Raw genomic sequence first — 21,501 nt, forward strand, 5'->3', positions numbered from 1 at the left:
GTGGAGGAAAATCAGATAAAAATCGAGATTATTTTTCTATCTCCTGTATTCTGTCTCCTGTATTCTATTTAATAAATGCAAATTTTCCGGTATTCCCATCTGGATTCATTTTGATTTGAGCAACATAAAAGTCTTTTTGTACAATTTCACCAATGGGTGTAAAGGATATTTCGCCAATGGGAGTATCATACTTACCCGCTAAGATTTGCTTATTTAATTCACTGCGCAATTGGGGTAATTGTAAATTCGATATTTTTGTTTTTTTGTCTAAAGCCTTGAGAGCTTCCACATAAACTTGTACAGCAGTAAAAGCTTGAGCGCTAAATTGGGGTGGTTCGGATTTAAACTGTTGTAAATAAGCTTGACGAAATGCTTGATTAATAGCACCTGGATGCTCTGGACTATAGGCTTGAGCAATCATCACCCCATCACATAGGGCTTTACAAACTTTAAACACATTCGATGTATTTAAACCATTTCCACCAACAATTGCACCCTTATAACCAAGTTCCCGCAACTGACGCACCAAATTACCTCCATCCGCAGCCAAACCAGAAATTATCACTAAATCAGGTTTAAATTTGAGTGCATTGGTTGCTTGTGCTTGAAAATCCGTATCGGTAGTTTGAAATTTTTGTACTGTCACCAACTCCAAACCTAAATCTTTGACATTTTGTTGAAAAATCTCCGTTTCCGACTTATTAAATGCATCATTTTGGGCAAAGAATACAGCCACTTTTTTAATATTAGGATTTTGCTTCAAAGCAGCCTTCAAAGAGTTAGGAGCAACCGTCGAAACCGGAGCCGAAACACGAGCAATATAATCACCCACCTCTGGGATACCCTTAGCGGTATTTGAAGCTGCGATCGCAGGTGTTTTTGCTCGTTCTGCAATGGGGTGAGCGCTAAATCCTTGCTGGGATAATGTTGGCCCCACTATCCCCACTACTTTATCCTTATTTATTAAAGTTTGAAAAGCATTAATTGCTCCCGCTTCATCACCACCCGTATCTTGAAAAACTAATCTAATTGGTGTACCATTAACCCCACCTTTATCATTAAAATACTTCTCTGCAATTTTTGCCCCTGCAACTCCTTCCTGTCCCAATAAAGCCACATTACTAGTTTGGGCAAAAGCGATACCAATGGGAATTGCACCTGCGACATTCCCCGCAGAATTATTGGTATTACTACTCACATCGCCGGTATTTGGCGATTGATTACTGTTACTATTACTAGCAGTTTCACCACCACATCCAGCGATTATAAATCCAGTGGCAGTTGCCAAAGCTATACCAAAAATATATTTTTTAAACATAGTATTTTGAACTTGATTTCAGTTGATATAAAAGTTTTACAAATTGTGTTAAAAGTCGTTTTGAATACTTGACTTCGTTATTGGAGAGTAGGAAGAGACGGGACATGTCGCGTCTGTACGGTAATCGGGAGTAGTTTTAAATTAATAATAGACATAAATTATAATCACTGACATTTTGTATTAAAAACAAAATCACCGTAGTGACGTAGCAATGCTACATCTCTACATAAAACCACGTAAATTTTCAATTCCTATTTGTATTCAGCAACGCCATATTGATTAAACTTTCCCAAACTCCTATCATCTCCATTCCTCAAGATTTATCGCAATTACTCAATGTCAACATTTAGGCATAAAAAGTCAACAGATTCGACATAATATTTCACAAATTCTCGTGGAAGATTGTTGTCAACAGTGCTTTCCGACACTCCTGTCTCCTAACTCCCTCCCCAAGAACTAACAGACCCACTTGACTTAACCAAATGCATTCCTGCATCAGCAAAGCGTTGAAACGTGCTATTTGCTTGTTCCGTAAAATCAACAACACCGGGGACAACCACCGGAGATGTACAATCCTCCAATAAATAGACCTTCTTCGCTAACTGGGGGTCTACAGCTTGAATCTCCGTCAACAAATCATCTACAGTCCAAGCGACACAGTGACTTTTTGCTTGTCCGGCAATAATTATCACATCAAACTGGAGCAGTTTCCCAATTAAATTGCTATTTTTACTCGCAATTGCGCGACCACTTGCATCATCTAACACCTCTGGACGCAACACCGAATAGTTTTCCGTCAGGGGATTACCACCCTTAACTTCAAAACGGGTTTGACTACAACGAGCGATCGCGTGGAAAAAACAAGCTTCTTCCACAGCTGCAACCAACCCATGACCAATACCACCTAACATGGAATGATAGGGCCATATGGTGAGGGGATATTTTCCTGCATCATGCAAACGCTGAACATAGTGCAAAGCAAAGGATTCCAAAGAAGCATAGTCACCCCCGCTTAAGCTGTAAGCAACCCCCGGATTCACTTTCCAGAGACCTTGCTGCACATCCGCTAAGGTAATCATCGTCATCGGAGGAGGATTTTCCCCAGCATTATTCACCCAAAAGATAGGGTGAAATATTTGCATGGAAGTATGGGTATCCAGGGTGGGAATAATTTCCGTAATTACACTTAAATGACGATAGATAAACTGACATAGGCGGATATTATCTTCCACCGCACCGAAACCAGAACGACCCCCCACAAACAGTTCAAAATCAGGAATACAAAAGGTATTTTGGACATCAATTGCCAGTAAGCAAACACGGGTTGTATCTTCTGATGCTGGTTTAATTCCGTGAATTTTTGCCCATTCCTGTGCTTGTTTTGCCCGTTCTTGGTAAGGAACCCGCCATACCTGGTCAACACGGGTAGGATCAAAAAAATCGGGTATTGGTAATAGATTTGCGGATATTGTCATAAATTTAGCCTGGCAAAATACAATTTTTACCATTGTAGAGACGACCCGATGGGTCGTCTAGATAACCCGATGGGTCGTCTAGATAACCCGATGGGTCGTCTAGATAACCCGATGGGTCGTCTAGATAACCCGATGGGTCGTCTAGATAACCCGATGGGTCGTCTCTACTACATCCGTTTACTAGCTAGATGCAAGGACTGCTGAGGTATATTCCGACTTCACAGTTGCATAACCCCAATCCAACCAGGGTAACAAAGCTTCAATATCAGAAGTTTCTACCGTTGCACCACCCCAAATTCGTAAACCTGGGGGTGCGGAACGGTAGGAAGCGATATCAAAAGCCACCTGTTGTTTTTCCAGCAAACTAGATAACTTTTTGGCATATTCAGCCTGTTTTTCCGGTGCTAGGCTTTGGAACCAGGGGTCAATAATTTTTAAGCAAATCGATGTACAAGACCGGGTTTGGGGTGTTTCCGCCAAAAAATCAGCCCAGTCACTTGTTTCCACCCATTTGCTGATTACACTCAGATTAGCTTCGCTGCGATTGATTAATCCTGTTAAACCACCAATACTTTCTGCCCAGTTTAAACTATCTAGAGCATCTTCCACACACAACATGGAGGGTGTATTAATTGTGTCCCCCTTGAAAATTCCTTCAATTAATTTACCCTTTTTGGTGAGACGGAAAATTTTGGGAATCGGACGCTCAGGAGTATAGGTTTCTAAACGTTCTACAGCACGGGGTGATAAAACAATTACACCATGTTGGGCTTCACCACCGAGAACTTTTTGCCAAGAATAGGTGACAACATCCAATTTTGACCAGGGTATATCCATTGCAAAAACAGCCGATGTTGCGTCACAAATAGTTAAACCCCCCCGTTGCTCAGGTATCCAATCACCATTGGGAACCCGTACCCCAGAAGTTGTCCCATTCCACAAAAAGACCACATCATGGTCAAAATTCACCGTACTTAAATCCGGTAAACCACCATAATCAGCTTGGAGAACACGGGTATTCTGGAGTTTAAGTTCCTCCACCACATCTTGAACCCATTCCTGTCCAAAACTTTCCCAAGCAAGGATATCCAGGGGAAGTTTACCAAGTAAAGACCACATCGCCATTTCCACCGCACCCGTATCGGATGCAGGAACAATACCCAAGCGGTAATCCTGGGGTACACCGAGAATTTGCTGAGAACGGTCAATCACCTCAGCAAGTTTAGCGCGTCCAGCTGGAGAACGATGCGATCGCCCTACACAAGCATTCGCTAACGCATCCACAGTCCAACCTGGACGTTTAGCACAAGGACCAGAGGAAAAATGGGGATTATTCGGTTTTTTTGTTGGAGGAGTCAATTTATCAGTCATTAATCAAATTCGCGTGTCGGCATAGGTATAGCTGCTAATCGATCCTACCGGGTTTTGTCTACACAGGATTATTTTTTTCCCATCAACTGGGGGAACTGGGGTAGAAAATGTATCTAGATTTTGGTGAAACGGTATAACGGGTCGTCTGTACGGGAATATGAGTTATCTAGTTGCTTTGTGCTGTTATTCTGCACGCAGTCAATAAAGTAAGCTTTTTGTTTAGATAGTTAACACTCGAAGAGACATAACCTGGATTTCTCACGAGTAAGTTGTAAGCCTTGAGTAACGGACTGATTTTACTTCTACTTCCGTCACGGAATATTCCCTGTGAGTTTTAGGGTTTTGTGAGAAATGGGGGGGTAATAATGCTACATCTCTACTGTCACCCGTCAAAAGTTAACAAACCAAGAGAGAAATATATCAACACGCAAATAGCTAGCTATTTAGCTCCTTTCAAATCCAAAATCCAAAATCCAAAATCCAAAATCCCTTTAGTCCTCATCCAGGGGTAAACCAGCACGAACTTTGCCTTTTGCGAAGAAGCGACCAAATTGGAGTTCGTATACTTCGTCTTCATCTTGGGTTTCGACGACTAAATCGGAGCGAGCATAGCTGACACAAAGTAAAGCATATCCCTTTTGTCGAAGTTCTGGAGACAATCCAATGGCTTCAGGTTGATAGATTTCCCCCGACAGGACTCGAACTGCACAGGTAGTACATGCACCGTTACGACAGGAAAAAGGTAGTTCCTTACCGTTATTTTCGGCTGTATGCAGGATGTAGCGGTCTTCTGGGACTTGGAAGGTATGCTCAATATTGCGAGCGCGATCGCGAACTGTCACGGTATGCATGGGTGAAATTGTTGACATAGCTAGGACTAAATTCCTCAACAAAAAATTTTTTGGATATTTCTTTGCAGTTTATAAAATTCCATTGTAAGATGGAAACTTGTGACGACCTGGAGAGATGGCCGAGTGGTTGAAGGCGCAGCACTGGAAATGCTGTTTAGGGGAAACTCTAACGAGGGTTCGAATCCCTCTCTCTCCGTTCAAACCCTACAGAATTCAGAATTCCAGCAATTCCCACACAAGCATGGAACCCTCACTATAATATTGCAAAATGGTTTCAGCTTTGGTTTAATAGGCTATTTTCACCCTTTCCCAATGCTTTGAGGATACCTTCGGGAGGTTTAGCAGAGCTTCACCCTACCAGAAGGCTTCCGTCTATAGGGATAGCAAGTACTGAGTAGGAGATGCTTACGGAAGCAGGGAAGAAAATTTATTAACATTTTTATCAAATAGACTACAGCCTACTCCCCACTCCCTATCAAGTCTATTTACAGAAAAGAAAATATCGCTCAGGAAAGGAAAAATGAATATTGTTGTCACCGGGGGAACGGGTTTTCTAGGAGAAAAATTAGCCCAGCGCTTAGTGAAAAATGGGTCTAATGTCACCGTAATTGGACGAAATCAGAATATTGGTAAATATCTCCAATCCCAGGGAATCAGGTTTTTAAAAACCAACTTAGAAGACCAACAAGCCGTCATTTCTGCCTGTAAAAATGCCGATTATATTTTTCATTGTGGTGCATTATCTTCCCCTTGGGGTCGGTACATAGATTTTTATCACGCTAATATTCTGGGAACACGTCATATTATTCAAGCTTGTCAAACCCATGCAATTAAACGTTTAATATATGTTTCCACCCCCAGCGTATATTTTGATTTCTCCCATCGATTAAATATCAAAGAAACTGATTATCTCACCTCCAAACCCGCTAATCACTATGTGGCAACAAAATTAATCGCTGAACAAGAAATAACCAAAGCTCATCAACAAGGTTTACCTGTTATTTCTATCCGTCCCCGTGCCATATTTGGTCCTGGGGATACAACTATTTTACCACGTCTACTCAAAGCTAATTTCCGAACTGGAATCCCCCTAATTAATCAGGGACAAGCATTAATCGATATGACCTATGTTGAGAATGTTGTTGATGCTTTACTTTTGTGTCAATCTGCACCAAACCATTTATTAGGACGTATATTTAATATTACCAATGGTCAGCCCATGTACTTGCTAGATTTATTAGCAATGCTGGCTCAAAAATTAGAATGTCAATTAAAACTGAAAAAATTAAATTATCACTTTGCCTATTCTCTAGCTCAAGTAATGGAAATTTTATCAAAAAGCCTTTTGAATCACCGTGAACCCATTCTTACCCGTTACACTGTCGGTGTATTATCCTTCAGCCAAACCCTAGATATTACCTCAGCCAAAGTTGAATTAGGTTATCAACCCCGTATCGATATAGAACAAGGATTAAATTCATTCTGTCAATGGTGGAAATCACAAAATGCTTCCTGTTCCAGTTAAATTTTTTCAAGCCGGATATTGCACCCATCCGGAAGCAATCGTCATGCGTGGAGGAAAGTGGAAAATAGCCAATTTTCCAGCAATCTTTGCCCTCATTATCCATCCTCAACAAGGTGCTATCCTATATGACACCGGATACTCACAAAGGTTCTTTGAGGAAACTCGAACTTTCCCCAATCGTTTATATGCCATGATTACTCCTGTATATCTCCAACCAGGAGAAAATCCCGCATCCCAATTAGAAAAATATGGAATTAAACCAACGGAAATCAAATATATTATTATTTCTCACTTCCATGCTGACCATGTAGGTGGTTTATGGGAATTTCCCAATGCACAATTTATGTGTTTTCAATCAGCTTACAATGCGGTCAAAAATCTCCGGGGATGGAATGCAGTTAAAGCTGGTTTTTTACCCGGTTTAATTCCCGATAATTTTCCCGAAAGAGTTATCTACGTTGAAGATACCAAGAATATCCAACTACCCCCCGATTTTTCACCTTTTATAACCGGGTTTGACATCTTTGCTGACAATAGTTTAATAGCAGTGGAATTACCTGGTCATGCAACAGGACAATTAGGATTAATTTTGACAGATACCCACCACCAAAAATATTTTTTAATTGCAGATGCTTGTTGGTTAAGTCGTGCATATCAAGAATTTATTCAACCACAAAAAATAGCTACTATTTTATTTGCTGATTCCCAGCAATATACAGATACATTATATAAACTACATATCCTGCACCAAAATAATCCCCATCTGAAAATAATGCCTACCCATTGTGCAGAATCTTGGAAACAGTTCGGTTTAATTTAGATTGTAGTAGGGAATCGGGACAGACGCGACTTGTCGCGTCTGTTTATAAGGACAAATATACCGTTTGAGGCTATTCCTGGATTTCTCACGAGTAAATTTTAAGCCTTGAGTAACGGATTGATTTTCCTTCTACTCCCTGTGAGTTTTAGGGTTGTGTGAGAAATGCGGATTTTGTCATTGCGTAGACGCGTAGCGGATCGACCGTAGGGTTGCAACGTAGCGATCGCAAAATCCATCACTCCGAACGAGTCCATCGATTGTTGAAGGTCGTGCTTCCCATACAATGATTATTTTTTCACCCAGCAATAAAAGCTGGGATGCACCCCAAGTCAAGTTTGAAAATATTTACTAATTCCCGTATTTTTGCTGAGATTTTATTCTAGAGAATGAGGAATAATAATTTTTAAAAACAAGCTTAATTCAATACTATTCTAGTCAATTATCCCAAATATACCGCAGTCCTAAATAATTTGTGACATCTTACATATAGGGTTGTTGACGGTTAACAGTCACCAGTCAACGACACGCTATTTTTCACTACTCAAGTCTAATTGCTATATACTGATTTCTGTAATAAATATTGTGCATTATTACCATTTATTTTCACGGGTATTTTTACTATTTACTCTGACTACAATTCTAGTCGGGTGTCAAGCGGCAAAATCTAATATTCAGAGAGAAAAGTCATTACCACAAGATAAATTTATTCAAGTTTATTTTAATCACTCTGCTGCATCTCAATATCAAGACCCATACCGAAAAAAGACGCGATTAGGGGATGATTTAGAACAGCAAATTATCAATACGATTAATAGGGCAGAAAAAACTATTGATATAGCAGTTCAGGAATTACGTTTACCCCGAATTGCTCAAGCATTAGTGGATAAGCAAAAACAAGGAGTTAAAATCCGGGTAATTTTAGAAAATAACTACAGTCGTCCTGCAAGTAGTTTTAGTTTAGCAGAAATCAAAAAAATGCCGGAGCGGGAACGCACAAGATATCAAGAATACCGACATTTTATTGATATAAATAAAGATGGTAAATTAAGTCAAGGGGAAATTAATCAACGGGATGCATTAGTCATAATAGCTAATGCTAAAATCCCTGGAATTGATGATACTGGTGATGGTAGTAAAGGCAGTGGATTAATGCATCATAAATTTGTCGTGGTAGATAATCGCTTTGTGGTTGTTACTTCTGCTAACTTTACCATGAGTGATGTACATGGTGACTATGGTAAACCTGGTAATTCTTCATCGAAAGCAGCAAATTTAAATTCCCAGAGTTTAGGAAATGCGAATAATTTAGTAATTATTGATAATGTCGAAGTCGCTGATATTTTTCGACAAGAATTTGATTTAATGTGGGGAACGGGAATTAGGGGAAATTATAAAAGTAAATTTGGTTTGCAAAAACCCTTCCGTCCTCCGCAAACAATTCAAGTTGGTAATAATGTGGTGACAATTAACTTTTCTCCTATTTCTCCAACTCAACCCTGGGAGAGTTCCAGTAATGGCTTAATTGCACGCAAATTAGAGAAGGCAAATAAATCGATTGATTTAGCATTATTTGTTTTTTCCGAACAAAGATTAGCTGATAGTTTGCAGTATAAGCATCAACAAAATGTGAGAATTAGGGCTTTATTTGAACCTTCCTTTGCGTTTCGTTACTACAGTGAAGCGCTAGACTTATTGGGGGTTGCTCGTAGTCATAAATGTCAGTATGAACCCGATAATCGTCCCTGGTCAACACCAGCTACGGTTGCAATCCCGCAACTTGCACGAGGTGATTTATTGCACCATAAATTTGCGGTGATTGATAATCAAACGGTGATTACGGGTTCCCATAATTGGTCAGCAGCAGCTAATCACAATAATGATGAAACAGTAGTAATTATGAAAAATCCTGTTGTTGCTGCCCATTTTAGCCAAGAAATCGAGCGTTTATATGGCAACTCAAAACCTGGATTACCCGATAAAGTCAAAGCTAGAATTGCAGCAGAAAAACAAAAATGTCCGCAAATTCAGAGAGTGGGGAGTAGAGAGTAGTTCACCTTCTGCACTTTAAGCCAACAATCAATTTCCCATAACCCGCATTTCTCACAAAACCCTAAAACCCACAGGGAATAGGGAATGGGGAGTAGGGAGTAGTCAGAAAATCAATCCGTTACTCAAGGCTTACAACTTACTCGTGAGAAATCCAGGATAAGGGTAATCCAAAATCCATAATCCAAAATCCAAAATCATAATATGCAGCGATATTATTCACCTTCTGCACTGTAACCCAACAATCAATTTCCCATAAGGGTAATCCAAAATCCAAAATCCAAAATCCAAAATCGTTAGATTTCAGCCATTGCTCGTTCAATTAAACGTCTAGCTAAGGATTGGGTTCCGGTGTGTTCGTAGTAGTTGGTGGACACGTCGATAAATGCGGCTAAGTAGTCAAGTTTATCATCGGTGATATCCACAAATTTCCGAATGTTACCCAGAACTTTGTCGGGTGTGAGATTATGGGTTGTGACTAATCCACCCATCCAACCTTTTACTGAGTCAAAACTTTGACCAATAAAATCAAGTTTTCCAGCAGAATTATTGCCGGGAATCTCATCGCGCATGGAGCTAAAGGTGGAATTTTGTTCTAGTTCCTGGGGTGTTAAACCTCCAATGACATCAGTAGCTTTGCGGATAAAGTCTGGTCCAAGGGGTATTAAACCGTCAAAACATACTAAAGCAGCCATGCGAATTAGGGCTTCACTACTATATTCCCCTAATGCGGCGACAAAATCACCAATGCTATCACCAGGAATACCATTAATTTTACAAAAGGCAACTAATTCTGCAACCAACTTGAGGGTTAAATCAATGGTTTGAGCTTTATCAGCTTTGGGTGTCACCTTATTCAAAAATCCTAAAAAAGAAATACTTTCACCAATTTTATTCGCTAACGCTGCTGCTGCTAATGCTTTATCTGTGCTATCAACGGTTTGATACAACCACATCGCGGTTTGATAACCTTGGGATTTATCATTGTATAGGGTGATTGCACGTTCACCAATTTGTTGAATTAAAGCTTCGTCAGATTCCCCGGTCACGGTTTTAATGGTGTTGACAAAACCCACCGTATTTTTCCATTGTCCCGGTGCAATAAAATCGAGGGAATTTAGCAGGGATACGGTTAATCCACTGGTGGGTAACTCATCAACCAGTTGAAATATTGGTTTGCTCACAGTCTCGTCCTCGTTATCAATAAATATGCAATTTGTTAACTGTTAACTGCTAACCGCTAAGTGTCAAATAACTTTCAGGGAATTGGGATTAATTACCTGTTTCCGATGTATGTCTATGATTTCAAATTGGCTATCCCACTGAGATTAAATTTACCTAACCATTCAGCGCGATCGCTTGCTGTAAATGATGGGTCTACAGAGCGAGCTGTCACCTGATAGCGATTACCAACTAGTATACTTGTTTGGGTATTACCAGTTTGAACTGCGGGGTATCCAGCAATTTTTTTGTCGCTGTTGGCATATTTGGCGGCTGCGGTTGGTACACTGGATGTGTCGGATACGGATAATTGAGCGACCACTTTACCGTCTTTTTTGAGATTAGCTTGAGCAAAGCCTTTTTTCTCCTGGGTAAATACCCGCTCAAAACCAGATTGGGAATTGGGGAAATATTTGTTAAAACTACCACCTTGGGTCGCGCTTTTATCGACAGCTTGTACACCCCGTTGGGTTTCTTGCTGGACTTGATCAAATCTTCCCGGTGCTTGGGTAGCACAAGCGGTAGTGAATAATACAAGCGAGAGCAGTAGAGCTACCATCACTCGACGTATACGCGGAAAAATCATTGGCTACTTCTCCTGAGAATCGAAATACAGCTTTCAGATCAAAACACCATCTTGAATTTAACCAGTAGACCTGGAATATTGCTCACTCTGTAGACACAACTATACATTTATTTAAGTAATGTGCTGTTTGCGTATTTGTTCTGGTGAATACAGGGAGTGGGGAATGGGGAGTTGGGAGTAGTGGATAATGTATTGCAGAGTTTCTTAAATCCAATGGCAATTTGTTTAACTCAGGAACAGATAGAACAAATTTATCAACATGGATGTGTCAGTTATCCCTTTGAATGTTGTGGAATTATTTTGGGTTCTATTAACTATGAAACATCAGAACCGGAAAAAATCGCTGTGGAATTAATTCCCACAGAAAACGTGTGGAATGCTGAAAATGCTGTGATTTTTGGGGAAAATGGGGAAAATTCCCCCCGTCGCAGATATGCGATCGCACCCCAGGTCATGCTGAATACACAAAAAAATGCTCGCGATCGCAGTTTAGATATTATCGGTATTTACCATTCCCATCCTGATTATTCTGCGATTCCTTCCGAGTTTGACCGTCGTTATGCTTGGTCTGGATATTCTTATATTATTGTTGCTATCACCAATAGTGATGTCAATTTTTATCAGTCCCTGATGAAGGTTTGTAAACAACCAAACAATAAAATAGTTCATTCATATCCCCTACTCCCTATTTTCTCGGAGAAATCTGGAGTTTTTCCCCATACCATCAATATCCATAGTTGGTGTTTAGACGAAAATCAACAATTCCATCCAGAACCAATCATCATCAAGTAATTCAAATTGAACTTTACTGAATAACGAGAGAAAATAAAAGCTAAGTTAGAAAATATTTGTTTTGAAAATAGGGAGTGGTAGTGTGAAGGAAAAATACTTTCATCGGTAAATGTAGCCTACTCGAAAAAAACGATAAAAAACCCATCTGCTGTATGAAGATTGAAAATACTTCCTTATTACCCGGATATTAGATTATATGTCTAAGCCAAAAATTTTGCAAGAAGGACAAAATTACACCTTTCGTTCCTACTTCGAGTTACCCTATGAAACAGAAGATATTTTAGCTGAATTGGGTTATAGTTTTTCCCGTGCGCGTATGAATTTACCATTTTCTCAACATACACCACAACGTTTACCTGAATTACGTCAGCAAATTGAGGATTTATTACCACTAGTAACTCTATCTAGCGAAACTGCGCGTCGGGAAATTCTGGTAGCACCAGTACTTGCGGAAGTGACGCGTTTTTGTAAGTGTCAAATGCGTGTAGAATACCCTCTTCAGGTGAACTCTCAGTTGAAAGGGAATCTAGATTACTTACTACGAAATACACACACAGAAACAGGTAAAACTTTTCTGGTGATTGAGGCAAAAAATGATGATTTATCAAGGGGTTTTACTCAACTAGCAGTAGAGTTAATTGCTTTAGCGACAGCAGAAGAACAAGATATTCTATATGGAGCAGTTACAGTGGGAGATACTTGGCGTTTTGGTTTATTAGAGCAACAAAAGTTGCATATTACTCAAGATATTACTTTATATCGTGTGCCGGATGATTTAGATGTCTTGATGCAAATATTAATCGGAATTATTGAGTAGATTTAGAGTTGATTCAGATGAATTCGATGAACTTTACCCTCATCTCTCTTCAAAATGGATAGGGGCAGAAAAGTCTGTATTTTTCAACTAAAAATCAATATTTTCAAAGCCTATATTACTTTCAAAGATAGGTAAGTCAAGGGGTTATTTGAATTCGTTTAACTCACGTTAATTATAGTTTTTATGCCGTAACTGCTGCCGATGATAATTAGGGTAGATAATTAACACAGATTAACCCTGATGCACCTGTAACCAAACTTCCAAACTAGTTAATAACCACAATTTTACACCATACCTTCCCCAAATATCACCACGATAATTTAACCAATCCTGAATTACCTGTTGCTGAAAATAGGGTGCGATCGCGCTTTTTTTATGCAGCAACATTTTTCTGGCTTGTTGTTGCCAATATTTACGAAAACCTAATTGGACAGGAACCATCATTCCACTTTTCGGTCGATGAATAATACTTGGGGGAAGTATATCTTTCACAGCTTGTTTCAAAACTGCTTTTTCCTCAACACCAGAAAGTTTATATATCGGTGGAATCGTCATACTTAAATCTACCACTCGCTGGTCAAATAGAGGTGAACGACCTGTTAATCCGACGGCAGATGTTAAGTTATTTACCTTAGTTAAAATCTGGTCTGCTCCTTTATATTTAATATTTAATCCCATCAAGCGATTTAAATAATTCATATTGACATTAAAATCCGGAGCAAAAACGGATTTTTCCTCCCCAACAGCATGATAAACATCCGGTTTTAACAATTGCGGTAAATCATCGGCACATTTTTTAAATGATGTTAAATAGGCAGCTAATCCATCTTGATTTGTCACCCCACCATACAAACTATTAATCAACATCGGCTGATTTTTCGGACCACCAAAACAGGGGTCTCCTCCCTCCCCATTCAGGATAACTTCGACGTGATTTTTCGCCAATTTTCCTAATAATAAATTGGGTACAGTCAAGGGATCCCCAATCGGGTCATCTAAATGCAACATTACCTGCGGCAGATAATTCCACATATCCGCAAAGGTAATTTCTAAAATATGATGTTGGGTTTGACAGTGCTGTGCAACTAAACTCGAAAATTCCAACTCATTCGGCAATTCTGCACCAAAATGTATGGAATAGGTATGGACGGGATGGGAATGGAATTTTGCCGCTAAAGCCGTGATACAACTGGAATCCAATCCCCCCGATAAAAACACACCGACGGGTTGATTTGTGGGTAAATATTCTTGCACAACTTGGTTTAATAAACCCCGTAAAGATTCACCATGCCATTCCAAAGATTCCTGGTTACTAATATTTTCTTGCAACTGCCAATAGATATAAACTTCCGTTGCAGGTGACAGTACTGCCGTACCCGGTCGCACCTCCTTCACATCTTGCCATAGGGTTCTCTCCCCCGGAACAAAAGCACAACACAGATAATCCCGCAATGCCACTAAATCCAACTCTGAGGAACGATAAGCTGATAAACTGGGTAATTGGGGAGCAATCCATTGCACCGCACCATGACGGGTATAATACAGGGTTTTAGCACCAACGCGATCGCGAATCATCCATAATCGCTGTTGTCGTCGTTCCCAAATAACCAGGGAAAACATCCCCACCAACAACTGTAAGCATTCCCGACCCCATCTTTCCCAGAGTCTACCCACCAAGTCTAAATCATCACCATCAAATTCCTCCGGTATCAACCCTAATTTTGCCAATAATTCCCCTTGGTTAGTTAACCAAATATCCCCAACAACAACAAAATCCTCCCTGGGACTAAGGCGAAAAATCTGCTGACCAGGGGGAGAAATCACAGCAAATTCCCCATCTTGCCATACGACATCCGTCAGTAATCGACTTGTTAATGTATGGATTTTTCCCCAAGCCACTCTCCAAGACTGGGAAAATACGGATTCATGGGATTTGAGATTTTGGATTCTAGATTTTGGATTGATGAAATTTAGTAATTCATGGTTGATATTCATTTAATATCACGTCCACTAATTATAGAACTAGTACACCAATCCGATTGAAGTCGTGAAAAAAGCGTGCTGTTGACTGATGACTGTTAAGCGTCAACCATTAACAACCCTGCATGTAAGATTTCACAAATCCCCCTCGGACTGCGGTATATGTGGTGAAATACTACTTCAACCACATTAACTTGGATGGGTAAACAAAGACACGTAGTAGCGCTTTAGCGCCTTTATATTGACTACTATCCGACAGAATCATCTAACGGCGATTGCGTCAGTTTCCCGACTTCCCTTTTTCCCCCATAATCAGCATTTGTGCTTGTTGTGTCCATTGTTGTACCAAATCAATTCCGGGACACAAATCACGACGCTGCATCATGGAAACATACAAACGCATCACCTGTTTATGTAAATTACTCACGGGTGCGTTGGCTAAATGAACACAATTCGTAATCCCCGCATGTAAAATTAATCCACAATACTGCGTACCAACACTTTGCACCCTAGCTAAATCTGATAATGCGACCCATTTACTCAGGTGTTGGAGGTGGATTTGTAACTTTTGAGCAAGTTTAATTTGATTGGCTGAAGTTGAGGTCAGTTGTAATAACTCCTGGGTCGATTGAATTCCAGCATTTTCCAGCAGGGATAATTCATCACTACTTAACCCCGGTAGTTCGGAAACTGGCCAATAACAGCTTTTGATTTTGCGTGTAGAGGCTTTAATTGGGAAAGACATGGGATTTTGGATTAATGGATTACTGTAGAGATGACCTGACGAGTCGTCTCTACTATGGATTTTGGATGACCTTTGATGGGTATCAGCCTTCCCCGTCATCGGTTTATGCTTGTTGACCAAATATCGTCTCGACGAGCCAATTTTATGTCAAAATTGAGGTATGAAAAAACTACTTAGCCGTTTTCTCGGATTAATAATAATCATTTATCTTGCTTGGTTGTTGGTTCTGTTAAGTGCCACACCTGCCTATGCTCAAGTAAACACTATCAACTACAATAGCACTAGTCTGGAAAACCGTGACTTTTCTAATCTGGATTTACATGGTGTTACTTTTGTGGCTGCGGAAATGCGTGGTATTGATTTTCACGGTTCCAACTTAACTAATGCCATTCTCACCAAGGGTGTTTTACTCAAAGCCAACTTAGAAGGGGCAAATTTAACCGGTGCTTTAGTAGATCGAGTCACCTTAGACGGTGCAAATCTTAAGAATGCCATTTTTCAAGAAGCAACCCTCACCCGTAGTCGTTTTTTTGATGCGGATATTACGGGGGCTGATTTTACCGATGCGTTAATTGACCGTTATCAAGTGAAATTAATGTGCGATCGCGCTGATGGTATCAACCCAGTCACCGGAGTCGCTACCCGTGATAGTCTCGGTTGTCCCTAGATGACTACACAGGTATGGAAGGGGATACAAATACACCTTCCTCCCCCACCGCTAATATTTCAGGACTTACGCACTCGTTGTGAGAAATCAGATGTTTAAAATTGCTACGTAAGCAAGTCGATCTGCTACGCGTCTACCTGATGTCGCAATGACGATATTCTTTATCTATTTCGTCTTCAAAAAAGCGATCGCTTGTTTCCAAATCGTGATCCGTTCATTGCTATCATTGAGAACTAACATACACTGGGGGTCTTGCCAGAGGACTTTACCACAAATCAAATCACCTGTGATTAACTTCATCTCGATTACACCAGCTTCTTTAATCAGGGTTTGAATTTGACGGGTGCTAGGTAGGGAAGTATCGAATTCTGTCAGCATTGTCGGTATTTTTGTATTCCTAAACTAGGTTGGCAGAAAAATGTTAAAAGTTAATGGATTGATGATTTAGCCTTGGTTGATAAACTCAGATCATCAATCCATAACTAATCCTTGATAATGCATTCACAGGCAAAATGGCAATCAATTTTACTAAGTATCATGGTTTGGGGAACGATTTTATTTTAATTGATAATCGTCAGCACCCTTTGCCTATAATTACATCCGACCAAGCAGCTCAATTATGCGATCGCAATTTTGGTATCGGTGCTGATGGTGTGATTTTTGTCTTACCAGGTCAAGATGGAACCGACTACACCATGCGGATTTTCAATTCTGATGGTTCGGAACCGGAAATGTGTGGTAACGGAATTCGCTGTCTAGCCGCATTTATTGCCGATTTAGAAGGGATGGAACGACAAACAGATACCTACCGCATCCACACCCTCGCAGGGGTAATTACACCCCAATTAATGCCAGATGGACAGGTCAGGGTTGATATGGGAGAACCCCGATTATTAGCAGCAGAAATTCCCACCAATCTGGGTGACAAAAATGATAAAGTAGTTGAACACCCCCTACAAATCGACGGCAAAACCTGGGAAGTCACCTGTGTGAGCATGGGAAATCCCCACTGCATCACCTTTGTGGACGACGTTGCAGCCATACCTTTAGCCGACCTTGGTCCAAAATTTGAACATCACCCAGCCTTTCCCCAACGCACCAACACCGAGTTTATCCAGATAGTTGACCGTGACTACATGAAAATGCGAGTCTGGGAACGGGGTGCAGGTGCAACCTTAGCCTGTGGAACCGGTGCATGTGCATCTTTAGTAGCAGCAGTCCTCACAGGTCGCAGTGACAGAATCGCCACCGTTGAGCTTCCAGGAGGAAATCTATTAATTGAATGGTCAAACATTGACCAACGGGTCTATATGACAGGACCAGCTGAACGGGTTTTCGTCGGTACTGTTTAAAATCGGTAGTAGAGACGACCCGACGGGTCGTCTAAATAATCAATCATCAAGAATTGACATCCGCTCCCTGCTAAAGCAGCGAAGATTCCTCACCACTCTACCACCACAAAAGAATACAAATTACGTAGCTCGCTCCCCGCGTAGCGGTATTACGTACGCGAAGCGTTGCCGTAGGCTATTACAAATTACGAATTAACACCAAAAGTTTTTAAAAACCAAAATGAGATGACACTTCATGTAATCGGTATTGACGGTGGTGCAAGCAAAACCGTTTGTGTGTTAGTCAATCAGCAAAGAGAAATCCTTGGTCGGGGTGTGTCCGGTGGTGCTAATTACCAAAGTATCGGTATTGATGCTACCTTAAGGGCAATTCATGGAGCAATTTGTGCATCCTTGACGGATGTTGAAAATATACAAATTGGGGGGATTTGTCTGGGTTTAGCGGGGATGGGTCGTCCGGACGATGTGGATTTGTTGCGAACCCGGTTTCTAGATTCCCTACAATCACCAGAACTAAAAAACTTTTTGTCCGCCAAAAATATTGCGATCGCATCCCCAACTCCCGAAGGATTACTCATCACCCACGACGGGTTAATTAGCTTGGTGGGGGGAATTGGTCATGATGTTGGTGTGGTGGTAGCTGCGGGTACGGGTTCAATTACCTTTGGTCGCAATGGACGGGGAGAAACGAAACGGGTCGGTGGTTGGGGTTATTTATTGGGTGATGAGGGAAGTGCCTATCACATTGCGATCGCGGCTTTGCAAGCTGTGATCAAAAGCTATGATGGTCGCGGTGAACAAACTGCCTTATTAGCAGCTTTCCAAAACCATCTACACCTGACAACAATGGAAGATTTAGTTCGTGTAATTTACCGTCAGGGATGGGGTGTCAAGGAAATTGCCAGTTTAGCCCCAATTGTAGACCAGTTGGCAGCCACAGGAGACCCGGTAGCCCAACAAATTATTGAAAACAGTGTTGCCGAGTTGGTTTTAGCAACAGGGACGGTGATTAATTGCCTCTTTACAGATGTTTCCAGTGTTCAACATCAAATACCCGTGGTGACAACTGGTAGCGTTTGGAAAGGAAAATCCCAACTACGTCCCCACTTTATTTCCCAACTCCAATCCCAGTTTCCCCATGTTAACGTCATTTTACCCCAAAATGAACCCGCCTACGGTGCAGCCCTACTCGCATTGGGTATTTAGATAGACCCAGATACCTCATATAGAATTATAGACGACCCGACGGTCGTCTCTACTCCCTGCAATTTTTCCAGATTTCCCCCAAATGCAAATGTGATCAATTTCCATCTTCCTCACCGACAAATTGACTTAGGGGAGTAGCTAAACCATCGATACTGGTCATATTTTTTTGCTGGTGATATTGTTTAATTCCAGTTTCCCCTTTTTTCTCCGCCCACTCTACTAGAGCTTGACGTTGTTGTTGATACTCATATAACGGTACACCAAAACCACAAGATGTTTGTACCCGATGAATATCAGCAATAATAATCTGTCGAGTTCCCGGTAAATCGGGAAACAAGGACGAATATTCACCCCATGCAGGTGTATTTGGCAGAATGACGTGACCCTTCCCATACAACCTTAAAATTAGCGGTGTTCCTTGAAACGCGCAAAACATCAAGGTAATACGCCCATTTTCCTGTAAATGGGCAGAAGTTTCATTCCCACTCCCAGTTAAATCTAAATATCCCACTTTTTGAGGCGAAATTATCCGAAAAGTATCAAATCCTTTCGGTGACAAATTAATATGGGTATCTGGACTTAGGGGTGCAGTGGCTACAAAAAACAGCTTTTGCTCCTGAATAAACTTTGCCAAATCCGGAGTAATCGAGTCAAAAACCTTAGCCATAATCTCGCTTGTAAATAGGGAGCAGGGAGTAGCCCCCATGTCAACATTACATCATACCTGAGTTCGGGTTAAGCCAGAAGCTAAAAAGCCTATTCTGTAAGGATTGGGAAAAACTCTAAGTAGTAAGACAAGTAATTAAATTACGACTCTTTTGTCAATAAGGGTCACAAATAAGACCAATCTTAATAATTAATAATATGTCTTGTTGAGAAGAGTTTAAAACAGAGCTTCAAACTAAACAAAGAAAAATCAAGGGTTTTGAGGATTTCTTATCCCGAACTCAGGTTACATCATAGAATCGCAAAGCGACTCCTAGGGAGTATCGCGTAATGACTCCTCTGAAGTATCGCCTCTATTTCATACGTTCTAGTGTAAGCATTACATATCGGCTACTGGTCTATCGCATTCATCTTGATGAGTAAATAAAGGTACGTAGTAGCGCTTTAACGCCTTTATATTATTAACGCTTTTTAGGGTTAGAGCCACTACTTCCTATTTTCTGCAATTCTCAGGGATTTGCGATTAATCCAGTAATGAGGGGTCATTTTTGCGTTGCATTGTTATATCGTTTACAGTTCCACGACTCTGACACCCGATTCTGTCAGGAAAGTATAACTTATCAACTGCATTGTAAATAATTATTTACATTTCGTTACATATTGTGATAGTTTAAGTATTGAGCGGCACAATTTTCCAGTAGCTGTGAATTTCAAATTAACTTATTAGTTGCAAACCCTAATACAGGTAAAACCGAGACTATGCCATTTACCATTGATACAGCCCGGAATATATTTCCTAATACCCTGAGCGCAGATGCAGTACCTGCAACAATCGCCAGATATGCGCAATTAAGTGCTGAAGACCAATTGGCATTAATTTGGTTTGCTTATTTAGAAATGGGCAAAACTATCACCATCGCTGCACCTGGTGCTGCAAACATGCAGTTTGCAGAAGCCACAATGAATGAAATCAAGCAAATGAGCTTTGCTCAACAGTCACAGGTAATGTGCGACCTTGCAAACCGGGCAGATACACCGATTTGTCGTACCTACGCTTCATGGTCTGCTAATATCAAACTAGGCTTTTGGTATCAATTAGGAAAATGGATGGAAGAGGGTATCGTAGCCCCCATTCCCCAAGGTTATCAATTATCTGCCAATGCAGCCGCAGTTTTACAAGCGATTAGAAATTTAGAATCAGGACAACAAATCACTGTTTTGCGTAACGCCGTGGTAGATATGGGTTACGACCCCAACAAAATGGGTGATTACAAACGGATTAGTGAACCTGTTGTTGTTCCGAAAGAGATTTCCGAACGGACTCAAGTGAAAATCGAAGGGGTTGAGAATCCAACCGTGTTGAGCTACATGAACAACATGAATGCTAACGACTTCGATGCTTTAATTGAATTGTTTACTCCAGACGGCGCTTTACAACCTCCCTTCCAAAGACCGATTGTCGGTCGTGATGCAGTGTTGCGTTTCCTGCGTGAAGAGTGTCAAAATCTCAAATTAATGCCGGAACGTGGTGTGATTGAACCAGCCGAAGATGACTTTACTCAAATCAAAGTCACTGGTAAAGTCCAAACACCCTGGTTTGGTGCTGCCGTAGGGATGAATATGGCTTGGAGATTTTTGTTAAATCCTGAAGGAAAAATCTTTTTCGTCGCCATTGACTTGCTGGCTTCTCCCAAGGAGTTATTGAATTTAGCTCGTTAATATGGGGAGTTTAATTAAAGAAGTGTAAATTAAAGTGAATAAAATTAACATTTTGCACCGAGCGCTAGGATTTTAGCGCTCTTTTTGTTGGTCTGAATAACGAAATCTGATAGAGTGAATAATATAACTTAATGCGCAATTTCATTTTGACTACCCATACCTCCAATTTCTCACACACAAATTACGTCTGTAGGGGAGTAGTGGGAAAGTCAACCCGTTACTCAACACTTATTTATCCTCACTTGTGATAAATACAGGTATGTGAGGGTAATGTTACTACTGCTCAGGGTTGTCTAATGCATAAGTGTGATACTTCCCTTCTAGAGTTTTCTCTAGGAGAAAGT

The 21,501-nt window shown here is 40.7% G+C and carries 20 protein-coding genes and 1 tRNA gene; 11 read left to right on the forward strand and 10 right to left on the reverse strand.

What is annotated here, in order from left to right; translation table 11 throughout:
- Positions 1–64 precede the first annotated feature (64 nt).
- On the reverse strand, positions 65–1,318 hold the full coding sequence (locus tag CDC37_RS14035) for an ABC transporter substrate-binding protein (protein WP_096622570.1): 1,254 nt from the start codon (positions 1,316–1,318) through the stop codon (positions 65–67).
- 437 nt (positions 1,319–1,755) lie between these two features.
- The gene (locus tag CDC37_RS14040) at positions 1,756–2,793 is read right to left on the reverse strand and encodes an isochorismatase (protein ID WP_096622571.1); all 1,038 of its coding nucleotides are present in this window, start codon (positions 2,791–2,793) and stop codon (positions 1,756–1,758) included.
- A 48-nt stretch (positions 2,794–2,841) separates the two neighbouring features.
- On the opposite strand from CDC37_RS14040, the gene CDC37_RS24365 reads away from it, so the two are divergent.
- Complete coding sequence (locus CDC37_RS24365; protein WP_157780751.1) at positions 2,842–2,997, forward strand: hypothetical protein; 156 nt, start codon at positions 2,842–2,844, stop codon at positions 2,995–2,997.
- Here the strand turns inward: CDC37_RS24365 and CDC37_RS14045 are convergent.
- Complete coding sequence (locus tag CDC37_RS14045) at positions 2,974–4,164, reverse strand: phosphoserine transaminase (protein ID WP_096622572.1); 1,191 nt, start codon at positions 4,162–4,164, stop codon at positions 2,974–2,976. The two genes, CDC37_RS24365 and CDC37_RS14045, sit on opposite strands and share 24 nt — an antisense overlap.
- Positions 4,165–4,655: 491 nt before the next feature.
- The gene (locus CDC37_RS14050) at positions 4,656–5,033 is read right to left on the reverse strand and encodes a 2Fe-2S iron-sulfur cluster-binding protein (protein WP_442861041.1); all 378 of its coding nucleotides are present in this window, start codon (positions 5,031–5,033) and stop codon (positions 4,656–4,658) included.
- A 91-nt stretch (positions 5,034–5,124) separates the two neighbouring features.
- On the opposite strand from CDC37_RS14050, the gene CDC37_RS14055 reads away from it, so the two are divergent.
- The 4 genes from CDC37_RS14055 (at position 5,125) to CDC37_RS14070 (ending at position 9,409) form a co-directional block, all read left to right on the forward strand.
- Positions 5,125–5,211 (forward strand) — tRNA-Ser (locus tag CDC37_RS14055).
- Positions 5,212–5,535: 324 nt separating this feature from the next.
- Positions 5,536–6,540 (forward strand): NAD-dependent epimerase/dehydratase family protein, encoded by a 1,005-nt coding sequence (locus CDC37_RS14060; protein ID WP_096622573.1) that lies wholly within the window; start codon positions 5,536–5,538, stop codon positions 6,538–6,540.
- Entirely contained in the window at positions 6,521–7,360 is an 840-nt protein-coding gene (locus CDC37_RS14065) for an MBL fold metallo-hydrolase (protein ID WP_096622574.1), read from the forward strand. Before CDC37_RS14060 ends, CDC37_RS14065 begins: the two co-directional genes overlap by 20 nt.
- Before the next feature lie 582 nt (positions 7,361–7,942).
- Positions 7,943–9,409: a phospholipase D-like domain-containing protein gene (locus CDC37_RS14070; protein WP_231943064.1), complete on the forward strand. Its 1,467-nt coding sequence runs from the start codon at positions 7,943–7,945 to the stop codon at positions 9,407–9,409.
- A 293-nt stretch (positions 9,410–9,702) separates the two neighbouring features.
- Here the strand turns inward: CDC37_RS14070 and CDC37_RS14080 are convergent, their stop codons facing one another.
- Both CDC37_RS14080 and CDC37_RS14085 read right to left on the reverse strand, forming a co-directional pair.
- Complete coding sequence (locus CDC37_RS14080) at positions 9,703–10,590, reverse strand: hypothetical protein (protein WP_096622576.1); 888 nt, start codon at positions 10,588–10,590, stop codon at positions 9,703–9,705.
- A 113-nt stretch (positions 10,591–10,703) separates the two neighbouring features.
- Complete coding sequence (locus CDC37_RS14085; protein ID WP_096622577.1) at positions 10,704–11,213, reverse strand: hypothetical protein; 510 nt, start codon at positions 11,211–11,213, stop codon at positions 10,704–10,706.
- Between the two features lie 213 nt (positions 11,214–11,426).
- Here CDC37_RS14085 and CDC37_RS14090 point away from each other — a divergent pair, with 213 nt between their 5' ends.
- Both CDC37_RS14090 and CDC37_RS14095 read left to right on the forward strand, forming a co-directional pair.
- Positions 11,427–12,005 (forward strand): Mov34/MPN/PAD-1 family protein, encoded by a 579-nt coding sequence (locus tag CDC37_RS14090; RefSeq protein ID WP_096626225.1) that lies wholly within the window; start codon positions 11,427–11,429, stop codon positions 12,003–12,005.
- A gap of 196 nt (positions 12,006–12,201) precedes the next feature.
- Positions 12,202–12,822, forward strand: a complete 621-nt coding sequence (locus tag CDC37_RS14095) for a hypothetical protein (RefSeq protein ID WP_096622578.1) — start codon at positions 12,202–12,204, stop codon at positions 12,820–12,822.
- A 231-nt stretch (positions 12,823–13,053) separates the two neighbouring features.
- On the opposite strand, the gene CDC37_RS14100 is transcribed toward CDC37_RS14095, so the two are convergent.
- A complete protein-coding gene (locus tag CDC37_RS14100; protein WP_096622579.1) occupies positions 13,054–14,817 on the reverse strand; it encodes an asparagine synthetase B family protein in 1,764 nt (587 codons plus the stop codon).
- Positions 14,818–15,082: 265 nt separating this feature from the next.
- A complete protein-coding gene (locus CDC37_RS14105; RefSeq protein WP_096622580.1) occupies positions 15,083–15,547 on the reverse strand; it encodes a DUF4332 domain-containing protein in 465 nt (154 codons plus the stop codon).
- Between the two features lie 160 nt (positions 15,548–15,707).
- Here CDC37_RS14105 and CDC37_RS14110 point away from each other — a divergent pair, with 160 nt between their 5' ends.
- Positions 15,708–16,214, forward strand: coding sequence for a pentapeptide repeat-containing protein (locus CDC37_RS14110; RefSeq protein WP_096622581.1), 507 nt, complete (start codon positions 15,708–15,710; stop codon positions 16,212–16,214).
- A 165-nt stretch (positions 16,215–16,379) separates the two neighbouring features.
- Here CDC37_RS14110 and CDC37_RS14115 read toward each other — a convergent pair whose 3' ends face one another.
- Positions 16,380–16,592, reverse strand: a complete 213-nt coding sequence (locus tag CDC37_RS14115) for an Hfq-related RNA-binding protein (RefSeq protein ID WP_096622582.1) — start codon at positions 16,590–16,592, stop codon at positions 16,380–16,382.
- Positions 16,593–16,726: 134 nt separating this feature from the next.
- On the opposite strand from CDC37_RS14115, the gene dapF reads away from it, so the two are divergent.
- Both dapF and CDC37_RS14125 read left to right on the forward strand, forming a co-directional pair.
- Positions 16,727–17,566 carry a diaminopimelate epimerase gene (gene dapF / locus CDC37_RS14120; protein ID WP_096622583.1) on the forward strand — a complete coding sequence of 280 codons (840 nt, stop codon included), beginning with the start codon at positions 16,727–16,729 and terminating at the stop codon, positions 17,564–17,566.
- Between the two features lie 225 nt (positions 17,567–17,791).
- Positions 17,792–18,772 carry an N-acetylglucosamine kinase gene (locus CDC37_RS14125; protein WP_096622584.1) on the forward strand — a complete coding sequence of 327 codons (981 nt, stop codon included), beginning with the start codon at positions 17,792–17,794 and terminating at the stop codon, positions 18,770–18,772.
- Positions 18,773–18,866: 94 nt separating this feature from the next.
- Here the strand turns inward: CDC37_RS14125 and CDC37_RS14130 are convergent, their stop codons facing one another.
- Positions 18,867–19,439 (reverse strand): pyridoxamine 5'-phosphate oxidase family protein, encoded by a 573-nt coding sequence (locus CDC37_RS14130; protein WP_096622585.1) that lies wholly within the window; start codon positions 19,437–19,439, stop codon positions 18,867–18,869.
- Between the two features lie 758 nt (positions 19,440–20,197).
- On the opposite strand from CDC37_RS14130, the gene CDC37_RS14135 reads away from it, so the two are divergent.
- Positions 20,198–21,157 (forward strand): orange carotenoid-binding protein, encoded by a 960-nt coding sequence (locus CDC37_RS14135; protein WP_096622586.1) that lies wholly within the window; start codon positions 20,198–20,200, stop codon positions 21,155–21,157.
- The last annotated feature ends 344 nt before the right edge of the window (positions 21,158–21,501 follow it).

The organism is Calothrix sp. NIES-3974 (assembly GCF_002368395.1).
In the GTDB taxonomy this organism is placed as follows: domain Bacteria; phylum Cyanobacteriota; class Cyanobacteriia; order Cyanobacteriales; family Nostocaceae; genus NIES-3974.

Coding starts and splice junctions, on each gene's coding strand:
- CDC37_RS14035 (WP_096622570.1), bottom strand. CDS start 1,318: ATGTTTAAAAAATATATTTTTGGTATAGCTTTGGCAACTGCCACTGGA.
- CDC37_RS14040 (WP_096622571.1), bottom strand. CDS start 2,793: ATGACAATATCCGCAAATCTATTACCAATACCCGATTTTTTTGATCCT.
- CDC37_RS24365 (WP_157780751.1), top strand. CDS start 2,842: ATGGGTCGTCTAGATAACCCGATGGGTCGTCTAGATAACCCGATGGGT.
- CDC37_RS14045 (WP_096622572.1), bottom strand. CDS start 4,164: ATGACTGATAAATTGACTCCTCCAACAAAAAAACCGAATAATCCCCAT.
- CDC37_RS14050 (WP_442861041.1), bottom strand. CDS start 5,033: ATGTCAACAATTTCACCCATGCATACCGTGACAGTTCGCGATCGCGCT.
- CDC37_RS14060 (WP_096622573.1), top strand. CDS start 5,536: ATGAATATTGTTGTCACCGGGGGAACGGGTTTTCTAGGAGAAAAATTA.
- CDC37_RS14065 (WP_096622574.1), top strand. CDS start 6,521: ATGCTTCCTGTTCCAGTTAAATTTTTTCAAGCCGGATATTGCACCCAT.
- CDC37_RS14085 (WP_096622577.1), bottom strand. CDS start 11,213: ATGATTTTTCCGCGTATACGTCGAGTGATGGTAGCTCTACTGCTCTCG.
- CDC37_RS14090 (WP_096626225.1), top strand. CDS start 11,427: ATGGCAATTTGTTTAACTCAGGAACAGATAGAACAAATTTATCAACAT.
- CDC37_RS14095 (WP_096622578.1), top strand. CDS start 12,202: ATGTCTAAGCCAAAAATTTTGCAAGAAGGACAAAATTACACCTTTCGT.
- CDC37_RS14100 (WP_096622579.1), bottom strand. CDS start 14,817: ATGAATATCAACCATGAATTACTAAATTTCATCAATCCAAAATCTAGA.
- CDC37_RS14105 (WP_096622580.1), bottom strand. CDS start 15,547: ATGTCTTTCCCAATTAAAGCCTCTACACGCAAAATCAAAAGCTGTTAT.
- CDC37_RS14110 (WP_096622581.1), top strand. CDS start 15,708: ATGAAAAAACTACTTAGCCGTTTTCTCGGATTAATAATAATCATTTAT.
- CDC37_RS14115 (WP_096622582.1), bottom strand. CDS start 16,592: ATGCTGACAGAATTCGATACTTCCCTACCTAGCACCCGTCAAATTCAA.
- dapF (WP_096622583.1), top strand. CDS start 16,727: ATGGCAATCAATTTTACTAAGTATCATGGTTTGGGGAACGATTTTATT.
- CDC37_RS14125 (WP_096622584.1), top strand. CDS start 17,792: ATGACACTTCATGTAATCGGTATTGACGGTGGTGCAAGCAAAACCGTT.
- CDC37_RS14130 (WP_096622585.1), bottom strand. CDS start 19,439: ATGGCTAAGGTTTTTGACTCGATTACTCCGGATTTGGCAAAGTTTATT.
- CDC37_RS14135 (WP_096622586.1), top strand. CDS start 20,198: ATGCCATTTACCATTGATACAGCCCGGAATATATTTCCTAATACCCTG.